At 47.0% G+C, this 14,920-nt stretch carries 9 protein-coding genes; 6 read left to right on the top strand and 3 right to left on the bottom strand.

Going from position 1 to position 14,920, the window contains the following annotated elements; genetic code table 11:
• The first annotated feature begins 80 nt into the window (after positions 1-80).
• Entirely contained in the window at positions 81-2,192 is a 2,112-nt protein-coding gene (locus ACX0G9_RS06490; protein WP_459064056.1) for an ABC transporter ATP-binding protein, read from the top strand.
• Positions 2,193-2,194: 2 nt separating this feature from the next.
• Here ACX0G9_RS06490 and ACX0G9_RS06485 read toward each other — a convergent pair whose 3' ends face one another.
• Positions 2,195-3,496 (bottom strand): DUF6600 domain-containing protein, encoded by a 1,302-nt coding sequence (locus tag ACX0G9_RS06485; protein WP_459064055.1) that lies wholly within the window; start codon positions 3,494-3,496, stop codon positions 2,195-2,197.
• Between the two features lie 226 nt (positions 3,497-3,722).
• Here ACX0G9_RS06485 and ACX0G9_RS06480 point away from each other — a divergent pair, with 226 nt between their 5' ends.
• The 4 genes from ACX0G9_RS06480 (at position 3,723) to ACX0G9_RS06465 (ending at position 9,093) form a co-directional block, all read left to right on the top strand.
• Positions 3,723-4,784: a S41 family peptidase gene (locus ACX0G9_RS06480; protein WP_459064054.1), complete on the top strand. Its 1,062-nt coding sequence runs from the start codon at positions 3,723-3,725 to the stop codon at positions 4,782-4,784.
• A gap of 70 nt (positions 4,785-4,854) precedes the next feature.
• Positions 4,855-6,525 (top strand): M28 family metallopeptidase, encoded by a 1,671-nt coding sequence (locus ACX0G9_RS06475; RefSeq protein WP_459064053.1) that lies wholly within the window; start codon positions 4,855-4,857, stop codon positions 6,523-6,525.
• Positions 6,526-6,656: 131 nt separating this feature from the next.
• Entirely contained in the window at positions 6,657-8,405 is a 1,749-nt protein-coding gene (locus tag ACX0G9_RS06470) for a GMC family oxidoreductase (protein ID WP_459064052.1), read from the top strand.
• A gap of 19 nt (positions 8,406-8,424) precedes the next feature.
• On the top strand, positions 8,425-9,093 hold the full coding sequence (locus tag ACX0G9_RS06465; protein WP_459064051.1) for a gluconate 2-dehydrogenase subunit 3 family protein: 669 nt from the start codon (positions 8,425-8,427) through the stop codon (positions 9,091-9,093).
• Between the two features lie 103 nt (positions 9,094-9,196).
• On the opposite strand, the gene ACX0G9_RS06460 is transcribed toward ACX0G9_RS06465, so the two are convergent.
• The gene (locus tag ACX0G9_RS06460) at positions 9,197-9,451 is read right to left on the bottom strand and encodes a hypothetical protein (RefSeq protein ID WP_459064050.1); all 255 of its coding nucleotides are present in this window, start codon (positions 9,449-9,451) and stop codon (positions 9,197-9,199) included.
• Between the two features lie 478 nt (positions 9,452-9,929).
• Complete coding sequence (locus ACX0G9_RS06455) at positions 9,930-11,939, bottom strand: T9SS type B sorting domain-containing protein (protein ID WP_459064049.1); 2,010 nt, start codon at positions 11,937-11,939, stop codon at positions 9,930-9,932.
• Between the two features lie 604 nt (positions 11,940-12,543).
• Here ACX0G9_RS06455 and ACX0G9_RS06450 point away from each other — a divergent pair.
• Positions 12,544-14,772 carry a sodium-translocating pyrophosphatase gene (locus ACX0G9_RS06450; RefSeq protein WP_459064048.1) on the top strand — a complete coding sequence of 743 codons (2,229 nt, stop codon included), beginning with the start codon at positions 12,544-12,546 and terminating at the stop codon, positions 14,770-14,772.
• Positions 14,773-14,920 lie beyond the last annotated feature (148 nt).

The following is a 14,920-nucleotide window of genomic DNA, read 5'->3' as shown; positions in this document are numbered from 1 at the left end:
TTTGCACCCGGCTCCAAATAAATTTTTGTCCGATCTTGTGGTTTAAAGAGAGCCCCGCGGCCCTTTCAATTTATTCCCGTATGGCTGTCGAAAAGAAGGTAAAAAAAGACGTCTGGAGAAAGATCATCCAACTGATCATTCCTCATAAAAAGCGGTTCCTTTGGGTGGTTACCCTTGGACTTCTAAGCACGGGAGCAAGCCTGATTGAGCCTTTGATCTACCGGGAGGCCATTAATGATGTAGCCGGCCTCTTTGTAAAACAAGCCCGGGAGAACGCTCAAAAGGATCTTGGCCTTGACCCCGGTGAAGAAGAAGACATACGTTCCATGATCGAAAAGGAAACACCGGGTAATGATACAATTTCAGCTGTCGCGTCGTCCCCTGCTCTTTCTAAAGATTCTTCCCAAAAGGAAAAGGCTGCCGCCCGGAAAAAACATACGGTCTCTAAAAAAAAGAGCAAAAAGCCAGCAAAGCCTGCTGAACCGCATACACAAACCCATGTGGCCGCGCGTACGCCTTCCGAAGCGTTGAATACCCTGCTTTGGGCGGTTTTCTGGCTTTTTATGATCAACCTTGTCGGTACCCTGTTCTGGAGGATCGGAGAGAATACCAATACCCGGCTCTCCTGTCTGATAGAACAACGGTTCATTCAAGGCACATTTGCCCATGTGCTCAATCTCCCGCTAAGCTTTTTCAGCAAACGATCCAGTGCTGCCATTGCCAAACAAATCGATCAATCTGAGGAGGTGACCGGTATCGTCAATGGCTTTTCCCAGCAGATCCTGCCTGAACTGATCAGTCTGATTGGAATTCTGGCGATCATGTGCTGGCAAAATTTAGCCCTTACTGCGGTAGCGCTGATAACTATTCCATTCTATATACTGATCGCGTGGAGGTCATCCGGCAAACTGGAAACAGGGCTTGCCAATTATTATTCCAGGTGGGAAGAGGTTTCGGCGCGGATCCAGGATGGTCTTACGGGGATCAAAACAGTGAAATTGTCGGGTGCAGAAAACAGGGAAGTTGAACGCTTGCAAAAAGTGGCCGATGAAGCGTACAGGGATTATATCAACCGGGCCCGCCTTTCCAATAAATACGTTTTCTGGGAGACTATGCTATCCCATTTGTCCACAGCCTTGGTATTTGGATATGGAGGTTATCTTACCCTGGAAAACAAACTGACACCAGGTGATGTAGTCATGTTCGTGGCTTACCTGGACAGACTCTATGGCCCGATCGATACACTTGCCAGTTTATGGGTCGAATTGCAGCAAAATGTGGCCTCACTGGCAAGGGCATTCCGGTTATTGGATAGCGGTATGGAAAAAAAGACGGGTCAGGAACTGGTTATAAAAGAGGGTAAAATAGAATTCAGGGAAGTCCATTTTAGTTATGAACCCAACCGGGAAATCCTTAAGGGAGTGAGTTTTACCCTTGCTCCGGGAAAGATAACGGCTTTGGTGGGAACATCCGGAGCCGGCAAAACTACAACAATTGATCTGTTGATGAAATTATATGAGCCTTCCGGGGGAATGATTCTCATCGATGGTCAGGACATTTCCGGGCTGGATGCCTTCTCCGTCCGCGGACAGATCGGAATGGTATCGACAGATGGAGCGCTGTTCCGGGGTAGTCTCGCCGATAATATCCGGTACAAACGTCCCGGTGCAACCTTGGAAGAAGTTCGAAAAGCGGCTATGGCTGCGGGTATGCAATCTACTTTGCAACGTTTGCCGGAGGGTTTGGATACGATCGTTGGTGAAAGTGGAATAGGGTTATCAGTAGGTGAAAGACAACGGATACAGATCGCCAGGGTGTTGGTGGCCCAACCCCGTATCCTGGTTTTGGATGAAGCGACAGCCAATCTGGATTTTGCCACCGAGGCAGAAGTCAAAAGAACGATAGAAGAAGTCCGGCTCAGTAATACTGTTATTATAATTGCCCATCGTTATTCCATGGTCCGGGATGCGGATCACGTGATCGTCCTTTCAGAAGGGGGATTATTGGAAGAAGGAAGTCCGGCTGAGTTATTGGAAAAAGGGGGATGGTTTTTTGATTTCGCTCACTCAGGAGATGAACAGGATACTACTGTGGCTGACGAAGAACCGGAGAGCGAAAATTACGATGCAGATCCCCTGGAGACAGAAATGGATGAAGAAGAAGGGGAAGATGCAGAAAAAGGCGATGCCTAACATTAATGTTCATGCGGAGGAGCCTGTCGCGGAGCCTGTTCCTGATGAGGAGGGGGCTGGTTACGGACGGGCGGAGTCTGTTGATGAGGAGGAGCTTGACGAACGGGTTGCTGTTGGGCAGGTTGTACAGGATGTTGGGGCTGCGGACGTTGTTGTTGGGGTATAGGACGTTGTTGTTGCGGCTGTGGGCGTTGTTGTTGCGGCTGCTGGTGCTGTGGCGGGATTGGGCGCTGTTGTTGTTGTGGAGGTTGTTGCTGCGGTATAGGACGCTGCGGCTGTTGCGGTGTTGATTGTTGCCGGCCAGGAGGCTGAGATACAGGATGCTGCTGTTGAACCGAATGCTGCTGTTGCTGCTGAGGTGCAGGACGTTGTTGCTGTTGAACCGATTGAGCAGGAATCTGATGCTGTTGCACTGTCCTGGAAGATCTGTCAGGAGAGTTTACTGGCTTGTTTCCCGGATTATTCACTACCGTACCCTGAGGCCGCCCCTGTGAGGAGTTAGCTGGCCGGAGTGCATGCATATCCCGTAATTGTGCAGGACGAGCGGTTGAATTCTCTCTTTGGATTGCCGGTCTGTAAATTGCCAATCGGCCGTTCTGTACATTGGCTGCACCAGGTCTCGATGATGCCTGTATAGCTACCGGCCGAACCTGACGGTGCGTAAACCTTTCCACATTTGCCGGGGCCGGCCCACGCAGATAAACAGGACCGCTCCCCCTGTTTACATTATTAATTACGGTGATTTTATTTATAACGGTGGTATTTCGGATATTGGTAACGTAATAATTACTGATATGCGTACTGGTTATACGCTCCCGCGGACAAAAATTCCAGTAATGATATGGCGGGCGGTAAGAACCAAATGAAACACCGATATCTACGCGGGGACCAACAGGAGCCCAGCAATAATTGCCTCCGTATTCTCCCCAGGTAACCCAGGCCGGAGCCCATTGATAACCCGGCGCCCACATCCATCCATAGGAATCGTCATAAAACCAATTCCCATAATGAAAAGGCGCCCATCCCCAGCTATAATCAGATATCCAGGTCCATCCCTCCTCAGCATATACCCAATGGCCCCTGGTTCCATATGGGCGGAAATTCCCTCCTGCACCCGGCATCCATACATAGCCGTAATTAGGGTAACTTACCCAGGTTCCAAATGGGCTTAATTGATCATAAAAAACCTGGAAACTGACCGATACCTGTGCAGTTGCACGATTCTGTTCCGTCACAGGTATGATTCCCGTCAATATGGATATACCTGTTATAATAATTAAGAACCTATATTTCAGACCTGTCATACCTGGTGTTTTTTATTATATATAATAAGTTATCTACTGCAATTATGATACCCCTCGCTTCATCGATACCCATTCTTTGCCAGGGATGGGTCCATAATCCTGCCAAAGCCCGTTAAAAGATTGTGAATCTTCTGCTGAAATAAAGGAACAATTTTATGGAGATTCTTCTTTTTTCTATCTTAAAGAAGAATTATTAGCAAAGGCCATTTAACCAATACTCCATTAAATGCGTTTTACCCTTCTTTTTTTCCTGCTGATCCTGTTTTCTGGTTCTTATTCCTTATCTGGCCAACCTCTTCCAGGCCAACCCCTTCAAAAACCCGCCAATAAAGACTCGATTGGGGTACCCTGCAGTGAAAAGGCAGGCCGCCTTTTGGACGAAGCGCTGAATTTCATGCAAAAAAATTATTATCGCAGGGACTATGTCCCCTGGGAAGGATTGATCGCTTCAGCCAGGGAAAGGGTCAGATCAGCAGGAAATTGCGAAGACGCTTATGCTGCCATTACCTGGTGTTTTCAGCAGCTTAACGAAACCCATAGTTTTGTTATGCCTCCGGCAAAAGCAGCCATGTATACAAATGACACGACCGGATTGTCCCAGCCACCGGACCTTTCTGAGCTGGTAGGAGAAATAAAAGGCGAGTGGCTGAGCGACAGTATTGCCTACCTCTCTATCCCCTGGGTAAGCACTACCGACTCTATGATCTGTATGCGGATAGCTGACAGCCTGCAACAAATGATTGCCAGGCTGGATTCCCGGAATATCTCCAGGTGGATCATCGATCTGAGGAAGAATACGGGGGGCAACTGCTGGCCTATGCTTGCAGGGATTGGTCCATTACTGGGCAATGGAATATGCGGCTATTTTGTAACCACCGGATCGAAAATCCCTATCGCTTACCGGGATGGGGCAGCTTTTCAGGGCAAACATGTGCTTTGCAGGGTTAGCGCTGAAGGCTACCGGACCAGGTGCGACCAAAAGTCGATCATTGTACTTACTGGCCGCAAAACCGTCAGCGCCGGAGAAATAGTCGCCCTGGCCTTTAAAGGAAAAGAACAAGTTTTTCTATACGGCGAACCTACTGCCGGTCTCACGACTGCAAACGCCACTTATACACTATCGGATCGCTCCCTATTAATACTAACCGTCTGCCAGGAAGCAGATCACACCGGTAAAATCTGTGAAGGCAGTATCCTGCCCGATAAGGTCATACAGGCTGCCGGCCATGACCTGACCCAGAACGATCCTGTAAAAGCAGCAGCTATCAGCTGGCTTCAAAATCGGTAAGAGGAATGATTTATTTCAGAAAGAACCCATTATTTTTGTTCCTTCTTCCTGAAATTAAAATCAACGCTTTATGGATAATAGTCTTTTCCGGTCCTCTGTTCTGGCATCTCTGGCCATTTCAGTTATTGCCTGTAACCAGAACGGTACCCAAACGGTTTCCGCGAAAGATAGCCTGGTCTCCTTTAATAAAGATAGCCTGGCTGGGCATATCATGGTGCTTTCTTCGGATTCATTCCAGGGCAGGCGGCCTTTTACAACCGGCGAATCCCAGACCATCGACTATCTGCAACATGCCTTTGCCAATCTGGGAACAGAGCCGGGAAACGGGGACACCTATACCCAGGATGTGCCGCTGGTAGAGATCACTCCGTCAGGGACGCCTACGATGCAGGCAAGTACGGGAAAAGGAACGATCAGTCTTCAGAACATGAACGATTTTGTCATATGGACGGAAAAGCCTGATTCGCTTGTCACCCTCGATAAAAATGAAGTTGTATTTGTCGGTTTTGGCATCGTTGCCCCAGAATATAACTGGAATGATTATGCGGGAATAGACGTTAAAGGCAAAACGGTGTTGGTGATGGTCAATGATCCCGGATTTTATGACTCAACGTTATTCAAAGGCCATACGATGACTTATTATGGAAGATGGACCTATAAATATGAGGAAGCGGCCCGCCAGGGAGCAAAGGCTTGTCTGATCATTCACAATACAAAGGCAGCCTCCTACCCTTTTACCGTCGTGCAAAGCTCGAATGGCGGCGTGAAGCTTCATCTGGATACAAGAGGGAATCCTCAGTACCAATTGGCCATACAGGGCTGGATCACGGAACCGGCAGGAAAAAAAATGCTCGCTGTTGCGGGAAAAGACAGCGGTCTGCTAACCATAGCGCATAGCCACGGATTCAAGCCTCAGGGATTAGATCTTAAAATATCCGCATCGTTAAGGGTAAAAGAAGTTTATAACCAATCTCACAACGTTCTGGCCAGGATCACCGGAACCAAAAGACCTGAAGAATATATTATTTATACTGCCCATTGGGATCATCTCGGGATCGGAAAACCCGACGAAAAAGGGGATTCTATCTATAACGGGGCAGCAGATAATGCAAGTGGCACCGCATCCCTGCTGGAATTGGCGCGTGCCTTTAAAAACCTTCCGGAGAAACCCGAACGTACCATCCTTTTTCTTGCCGTAACTGCGGAAGAACAGGGCCTTTTAGGATCCGCCTATTATGCGCAGCATCCGGTATATCCGCTGGCTTCCACCGTAGCCAATATCAATACCGATGTCATCAATACATTTGGAAGGACAAAAGATGTATCGGTTTCCGGGGAAGGACAATCGGAACTGGAAGATTATCTGAAAGAAGAATTGGCGAAAAAAGGCCGGTACCTGGCAGCCGAATCGCATCCGGAGGCAGGTCTTTATTTCCGTTCCGATCATTTTAATTTCGCCAAGTCCGGGGTTCCTGCGCTGACCGTAGACGCCGGCATCGATGATCTTGAAAAAGGGAAAACATATGGTCAGCAAATGCAGGATGAATATACCGCCAAATATTATCATCAGCCGGGTGATGAATTTGACCCCAAACGCTGGCATCTGGACGGAGGGATAGAGGATATCCAATTGCTTTTTCAGATTGGCAAACGACTGGCTTTCGAAAAGTCCTGGCCGACATGGAAGAACGGCTCGGAATTCAAAGCGATCCGTGATAAAACCGCTCAAAGCCGCCCATAAAATAATTTGGTTTGCTGTTTTGCTAAAACTTTATCTTGCTGAAACTTTAGCAGATTTTTTCCTTGCTAAACCATTAGATTTACGCACTTTATACAAAACTAGGTTCTTAAATTCAACCCGGAGACTTATACATGGGAGACCTGCAGATCAAAAAACAAACTAAAAAGTACGATGCTATTATTGTTGGTTCCGGAGCGGGAGGGGGAATGGCCGCCTATATGCTGGCAAATGCCGGAATGAAAGTGTGCCTGCTCGAGGCCGGACCCATGTTCGACCCCAAAACGGATTCCAACCAATTAAAAAACCCCTGGGAATCGCCCAGGCGGGGAGCAAGTACAAAATACCGTCCTTTCGGCGATTTTGACGGCTGTTACTGGGGATGGACCATCGATGACGAACCTTATACCCAAACCGGAGCTCCCGGAACGACCAGTTGGGAATGGTGGCGGGCCCGTATGCTGGGAGGAAGGACCAACCATTGGGGCCGGATCTCCTTACGCTTTGGACCAAAGGATTTTAAACGGAAAAGCATAGACGGCCTGGGAGATGACTGGCCTATCGGTTATGACGACGTCAAACCTTATTATGACAGAATAGATAAGATGCTTGGGGTATTCGGGACGAATGAAGGCCTTCCCAATGACCCGGACGGAATTTTCCTTCCTCCGCCTAAACCGCGTCTGCATGAACTGTTTATAAAAAAGGCGGGTAATAGCATAGGCATCCCCGTTATTCCATCCCGTCTGTCGATCCTGACCAAACAGATCAACAGCGAAAGAGGGCAATGTTTTTATTGTGCCCAATGCGGCCGAAGCTGTAAGGTTTACGGCGACTTCTCCGCATCCTCCTGTCTGGTTATCCCTGCATTGAAGACCGGCAATATCGACCTGGTAACGAATGCTATGGCCAGAGAAGTGCTTACCGACCGGGAAGGACTGGCCTCCGGTATATCCTATGTGGATAAGACCGATTTGCAGGAATACCAGGTCTTTGGCAAAACGGTGATCCTGGCAGCCAGCGCCTGCGAGAGCGCGCGGCTCATGCTCAATTCCAAATCACCCCGCCATCCCAATGGATTGGCCAATAATAGTGATGTGGTAGGCAAATACCTGCATGATTCCACCGGGGCCGATATGGGAGGAATTATCCCGGAATTATTGGACCGCAAACGTTATAATGAGGATGGCGTAGGCGGTATGCACGTCTACACGCCATGGTGGCTGGACAATAAAAAACTTGATTTCCCCCGCGGTTATCATATTGAATATGGAGGGGGTTTTGACCAGCCAGCCTACGGCTTTAGCTGGGGCATCGAGAACCTCAACGGGAACTACAATATTATGGGCAAACAAAAAGAAGCCGGCGGATATGGTTCTTCCCTGAAGAAAGACTACCGAACCCTGTTCGGCGCCCATGTCGGTATGGCCGGGCGCGGAGAAGCGGTAGCCAATATCAATAACTATTGTGAGATAGATCCAACGGTCGTTGACCGGTACGGGATCCCGGTATTACGTTTTAATACCAGTCATTCCGAATATGAAATCAAACAGGCCAAACATATGAAGGAGACCTTTAAAGAGATCCTTCACGCCATGGGCGCAATCACCACCTGGGGACATGAGGACAACGAAAAGAATAATTGGGGCATCCACGCTCCCGGCAATATTATTCATGAAGCGGGTACCGTTCGTATGGGTAATGATCCCAAAACCTCTCCCCTGAATAAATACAGCCAGGCCCATGATTGCAGGAACCTTTTCTGTGTGGATGGCGGCCCGTTCGTATCACAGGCCGATAAAAACATTACCTGGACAATTCTGGCTTTGTCCATGCGCACCAGCGAATACATCGTCGATCAATTGAAAAAACAGAATATTTAGTTCATCAACCAATACGATTATGGACAGAAGAAAATCAATAAAGGCGATCCTCGTAGGTTCAGTGGCGACCGGTGTCCTGGTAGAAGCCTGTAATACGGGTGACAAAAAAACACCGGAACAGAAACCTGCGGAAACAGCTGGTCCTGTTTCTACGATCAACCGTATGAAGGAAGAGGCAGAACATGAAAAGGATGTTCTTTCCAAAACATTTTTTACCTGGGAAGAAATGGCCACTATCACGCTGCTGGGGGATATTATTATTCCCAAGGATGAAGTCAGCGGCAGCGCCTCAGATGCGAAAGTACCCGATTTTATAGAATTTATCGTAAAGGACATGCCAGAGCACCAGGTCCCTATGCGGGGTGGCCTTCGTTGGCTTGATCTTCAATGCCTGAACAGGTTTGGGCAACCCTTCACTCATTGCAGCCAATCGCAGCAAATGGAGATGGTGGATGAAATTGCCTGGCCCAAAAAAGCAAAGCCGGGTATGGCACAGGGAGTGGCTTTCTTTAATTTAATGCGGAATCTAACCGCAACCGGTTTTTATACCTCCGAGATCGGAGGAAAGGATGTCGGATATATCGGAAATGTACCGAATCAATGGAACGGAGTTCCGGATGATGTCCTGAAAAAATATAAAATGGCTTATACAGAAAAGGAACTAAAAGAATGCGTCAGTTTTTCCTGAGTTTTTAAACGTATTTGTCTATTAAATAGCAAGCTCCAGGTCATTTTATAGTTTATAGCTATAAACAGGCCTGGAGCTTGTACGTTAAAAGTGATTGCGATTTTTAATTCTCGATAGGCCGGTAATAATACCCTTCTTCACTTAATATATGACTGTTGGACACAAAACTAAGCAGGGATTGTTTTACCATGGTAGCAGCCTCTTGCTGGTACCGTATGCCTACCTCAGGGGTTTTCATGGCAAACTGCCAGCTTTGTATCTTAAGAAGGGCTATCCTGCTCTCCTGCATTAAATAATTCTCCGATCGACGGAATTCTTCTGCCAAATGGACCTGGTTGTTCCTGATGTGAGGAATCATAGGGATTAGTATTAGATTTCAAATAGAATATTGGAAACGAACAAAGAAAAAACGGGATTTCCTTTGCGAAATTGTGTTTTATATACCCTATTCCTCTCCTTGGAATTATCCTTCCCAAAAGGGGAAGCCACTTGCCGCTCACCATTTTATGGGTGGTTGATTATAAACGTTTTACGAATTGGCATTCCATTAGATAACTAGTATGTACAAAACAAGAAAAATAAAAAAGAATACTAAAAGATATTTTCCTTACAACAACTTGACGGCCATCAATTAGTTAAAAAGGTTTTAGTTTTACGCTTACAGGTTCATCTGCAAAAAATCCTCTCCATTTCCGGAGAGGATTTTTTGCGTCGGGGCTAATTGTGAAATTTTCGCCCCGACGCAAAAAACCATGTGCGTGGCGACAAAGGGGCATTTGCCCCTTTGTAATCCCCTTTCTTAAATCCACTAATTATTTTAAGATTATTTCCCCCTATTACCGGATCAGAAAAGTGGTTCCCTTTTGAAAGAATTTTTTCCCGGAATCGTGGTCGGTATACTGAAGTGTCCAAACATAGGTCCCTGACGGCTGCAGGCGGCCATTCATCGTCCCGTCCCACCTGTTGTTCCAGTTCTTCGTTTCAAAGATCAATTGTCCCAGCCGGTTATAAACGAGGAACTGAAGGTTATCGGCTTTTAACGCATTCAGCGGATAGAGATAATCGTTAAGCCCGTCTCCGTTGGGAGTAAAGGCTGAGGGGACAGCGATATAACAGGATTTCAGCACGTCAACGTATTGTACTGCGGTATCTTTGCATCCAAACTTATTTTCGATAACCAGACTGACGGGATATTTTGTTTCCGCACCCGTCTGGCCAAAATGATGGTCCTGTGGAGTCTGATCAGCGCTTCCGGACCCATCTCCGAAATCCCATGTCCAGGTAGTAATAATGCCGGTGCTGTTGTTCATAAAGGTGACCGGGTCCTTTGGACAAACCATATTAGGTGCTTCAAAAGCAGCGGAAATCCCATTATCCAGTAGTATCGTCTCCGAAGCCGTATCGTTGCAAAAGCCATTCGAAACGATCAGCCGGATTGTCTTGGTCCCAAAGACCGGATAAATATGCCTTTGATTCTGGGTATTACTGGTTTCCAGTCCATCGAAAGTCCAAATCCATTGATTGACCCCATTCTTTGAAGGATAGCTCAGTACCACTGTATCGGATTCACAACCCCAGAGGATCTGCTCATCGAATAGTGCCGATACGGTGTCTTTCATAGTAAATGGCAGGGATGCCGGTAAAAGAGTTTCCTGACCGCATTCATCGATCAGGGTATTGCCGTCATTCCCTTTAGCCAGGTTGATCCGGTAATCCCCCCCATTCGTAATGGGACCGGCTAACTTCACCTGCACAAGGTAACTTAGGCCCTTTGCGTCACAGGATCCAACAGCGCCGGTAATGGTGACAGGAGAGGGCCCTGAAATAATAAAATCACTTCCGTCCGGAGCGATAGAACGGCAAAGGATTCTTTTGCGGAATACCAGTTCCAGCAAATCGGTGCCGCAGCCAGGAATTTTTAATGAATCCATCGGGGTGGGCCGGGCAAGGGCAAAAGTAAAAGGTACTGAAGACCCAACCGGGATGTTCGTTCCGCAATTATCCAACAGGGTATTCTGATCCGATCCATTCCGCGCAATCAATTGATAGCCGCCCGGAGGTAAAGGGCCGCTAAGCGTCAAAAGAACCGTGTCCATATCAAACCCCGCGCTACAGCTGTTACCTTCAGCGGCGGTAACCGTGACAGATGCCGGAGAGACGGTAAAATCACTTCCGTTTGCCGCCAAGCTTCCACATTTCATTTTTTTATTGAGCACTACAAGGACCTCGCTGCCATCGCACCCGGCCTGAGCCTTTACCAGTTCAGGCGGGGTCGGGTCGGTTATATTGGCCGTCCCGCCGTCAAAGGAAAGTGAGTAACCGCTTTGTGTTGGCGTAAAATGACTGATCAGCAACAGATAATTATGACCTTTAATCAGGGTAGGATATGAATTCATATTGGGATAAGCATAACCACCACAATTGACAGACCCCTGATTACCGGAAGAGGTACCAGTACTGCCGGAGACCGCGGACCAGTTTGCACTTACAAATAAAGAAGCATCGGTAAAGACATCACCCGGGATATGTCCTGTGACATCGAATATTTGCCAGTCGTAATCGTCCGCTAAGGTATTGGGGGTGATCAGCAAACCAAGGGTGCCACTCCCGAAGCAGGTAAATTTATACCAGAAAGGGTTTACGTTGGTATACCCGCCTCCGCAGCCTGGCACAGGCACATTGGTATTACCGCATTGGGGCACATCATCCTGTTTGAAGGAAGTAAGTCCACAAACAGGAAAAGCTGTTTGTGGATTTTGTCCAAGGACCGTACAATTTGATTGTGCGGAAACCATACCTGAACATAAAACGATCAGCCCAAAAAAAATAAGCAGTTTTTTTGCCATCAGCAGGTATAAAGTTAAATTACAGGACGGAGGGATTAACCATATCGTTGCTTCCCTTGTATTAATTAGTATCAGTTTATACTAATAGTACCAGTTTGTACTAATTAATTATCCGGATAATTAATTATTTAGTTGAATATCTGGTTGAAATTCAGAAAAACATTTATATTTAAGGGAATCGGTTCCTTTTACTTCGTAACAAAGCCATAATAAAGCAAGGATCGGTCCATTTCGGGAAAAAGTTTCCGGAAATGGGAGATAAAACAGGGGGATAAATTATAAAAAATATTGATATTCAATTGATTATTCCATTGGCATACAATTGGTTCATACTATATAGTTACCTGAATTACAAACCCTTAACCTTCAAATTTGCAACCCCTGGACTCTTTTTTCGGACATACTTTAACCGTTAAGGCCAAGAAAAGCTTATCATAAAGCATGTTCTTCTCATTCAAATTTGCGGGTTTGAAAACAATCCTTTCGACTGAAGCGAAGGGATTTTTTCATTTTATAGAGATCCTATACTAATACATAGTAAATTTTTGATTTTTTCCCCCTATTTTTGCCCTCCTTTGAAAATTCTGTTTAAGAACAACAACTTATGGACAAATTGATTTATCTGGTTCCCGTAATGGGCGCCATCGGACTGCTTTACACATTTATCAAGTATGCCTGGGTATCCAAACAAGATGCCGGCAACGAGCGTATGCAGGAGATTAGCCGTTATATAGCAGAAGGAGCAATGGCTTTTCTAAAGGCAGAGTGGAAAATACTTTCCTATTTTGTGGTCCTGGCAGCGATCCTGCTGGCCGTCATGGGTTATAGTAACCCCGATTCACACTGGTCGATCGCTCTTGCTTTTATTTTCGGTGCTATTCTCAGTGCAACAGCAGGTTATATAGGTATGCGCAGTGCCACCAAGGCAAATGTCCGTACTGCCCAGGCAGCCCGGACGAGTCTTAGTAAAGCCTTAACCGTCTCTTTCACTGGTGGTTCCGTTATGGGATTAGGTGTAGCGGGTCTGGCTGTTATGGGATTGGGAGGTTTGTTCATCATTCTGAAAGCCGTATTTGCTCCGGGAGATGCCGCTATTGATTCGGAAGGAATGAAAAGGACCATCGAAGTGCTTACCGGCTTTTCGCTGGGAGCAGAATCAATTGCCTTATTCGCCCGTGTTGGTGGTGGTATTTATACAAAAGCAGCAGATGTAGGGGCTGATCTGGTTGGAAAGGTTGAAGCAGGTATCCCTGAAGACGATCCCCGTAACCCGGCAACCATTGCCGATAACGTAGGAGATAATGTAGGGGATGTGGCCGGAATGGGCGCTGATCTTTTCGGTTCCTATGTGGCCACCGTTCTGGCGACTATGGTACTTGGCCAGGAGACGATCTCCGATTCGACCGATAAATTTGCCGGTATGGCACCGGTCCTGCTTCCCATGATCATTGCCGGTGTTGGAATCCTTTTTTCAATCGTTGGAACTTTGTTTGTCCGCATTAACGATTCGACAGGTATCAATACACATACCGTACAGAAAGCTCTGAACATGGGCAACTGGGGGTCAATTGTCCTGACGGCTCTTGCCTGTATAGGTTTAGTCTATTATATCCTGCCCGATACCATGTCCCTCCGCGGCCTTGAATTCACCAAATGGGGTGTACTGGGGGCTATTGGCGTAGGTCTTTTGGTAGGAACCCTGATGAGTATCATCACGGAATATTATACGGCCATGGGCAAACGCCCGGTATTGAGCATTATCCGTCAATCGGCTACCGGCCACGCAACGAATGTGATCGGAGGTCTTGCTGTCGGAATGGAATCTACTTTTCTGCCGATCCTCGTACTTGCCGGAGGTATTCTCGGTTCTTTTGAATGTGCAGGTCTTTACGGGGTTGCGATTGCAGCAGCCGGGATGATGGCCACCACGGCCATGCAACTGGCGATCGATGCATTCGGACCTATCGCTGATAATGCAGGTGGAATCGCAGAAATGAGCGAATTACCCAAAGAAGTCCGTGAAAAGACAGACGTCCTCGATGCAGTGGGAAATACTACGGCAGCAGCTGGTAAAGGATTTGCCATCGCCTCGGCCGCCCTTACCTCACTTGCCCTTTTCGCAGCTTTTGTAGGTGTAGCCGGCATTCAGGGTATCGATATTTATAAAGCAAAAGTCCTGGCCTGCCTTTTCGTGGGAGGCATGATCCCTTTCATTTTCTCCTCCCTTGCCATCCGCGCGGTAGGTGAAGCAGCCATGGCCATGGTGGAAGAAGTAAGACGCCAGTTTCGTACCATTCCGGGTATCATGGAAGGTACGGGCAAACCTGAATACGATAAATGCGTGGCCATCTCCACCCAGGCTTCCATAAAGAAAATGATGTTGCCGGGTGCCATTACGATCATATCTCCCCTCATCATCGGATTCCTTTTGGGTCCTGAAGCTTTGGGTGGTTTCTTAGCTGGTGCTACTGTTTGCGGTGTGTTGATGGGGATGTTCCAGAACAATGCCGGAGGCGCCTGGGACAATGCAAAAAAATCTTTTGAAAAAGGTGTCGAGATTAATGGAGAGATCTATTATAAAAAATCAGAACCGCACAAGGCATCCGTAACCGGAGACACCGTAGGTGACCCGTTCAAGGATACTTCAGGACCTTCGATGAATATTCTGATCAAACTGATGTCTATCGTTTCCCTGGTTATCGCCCCAACCCTGGCCTCTGTTTTTCATACCAGAGATCAGGTGAACATTTCTCCTAAAAAGTTGGAAAAGAGTGTAGTAATTGTCAAACAGGATACAAAAGAAATGATAGCCTTACCAGCGGATAAAAACTAAGCAAATTTTAACAAAATAAAATTTTCTGATCTCATCTGAGTCTTTATCTTTACGGTACAAATTTTAACACTAATCAGATCCAAATACCAAAAGTCCCGGTGTTTCTACATCGGGGCTTTTTCATGTTTACACCTTCCCGGAGATCGGC

It is taken from the genome of Flavitalea flava, assembly GCF_054461575.1.
This window is presented reverse-complemented; position numbering and strand designations above follow the sequence as displayed.

Excerpts from the sequence above, each read along its gene's own strand:
- ACX0G9_RS06490 (WP_459064056.1), top strand. The coding sequence starts at position 81 with ATGGCTGTCGAAAAGAAGGTAAAAAAAGACGTCTGGAGAAAGATCATC.
- ACX0G9_RS06485 (WP_459064055.1), bottom strand. The coding sequence starts at position 3,496 with ATGACAGGTCTGAAATATAGGTTCTTAATTATTATAACAGGTATATCC.
- ACX0G9_RS06480 (WP_459064054.1), top strand. The coding sequence starts at position 3,723 with ATGCGTTTTACCCTTCTTTTTTTCCTGCTGATCCTGTTTTCTGGTTCT.
- ACX0G9_RS06475 (WP_459064053.1), top strand. The coding sequence starts at position 4,855 with ATGGATAATAGTCTTTTCCGGTCCTCTGTTCTGGCATCTCTGGCCATT.
- ACX0G9_RS06470 (WP_459064052.1), top strand. The coding sequence starts at position 6,657 with ATGGGAGACCTGCAGATCAAAAAACAAACTAAAAAGTACGATGCTATT.
- ACX0G9_RS06465 (WP_459064051.1), top strand. The coding sequence starts at position 8,425 with ATGGACAGAAGAAAATCAATAAAGGCGATCCTCGTAGGTTCAGTGGCG.
- ACX0G9_RS06460 (WP_459064050.1), bottom strand. The coding sequence starts at position 9,451 with ATGATTCCTCACATCAGGAACAACCAGGTCCATTTGGCAGAAGAATTC.
- ACX0G9_RS06455 (WP_459064049.1), bottom strand. The coding sequence starts at position 11,939 with ATGGCAAAAAAACTGCTTATTTTTTTTGGGCTGATCGTTTTATGTTCA.
- ACX0G9_RS06450 (WP_459064048.1), top strand. The coding sequence starts at position 12,544 with ATGGACAAATTGATTTATCTGGTTCCCGTAATGGGCGCCATCGGACTG.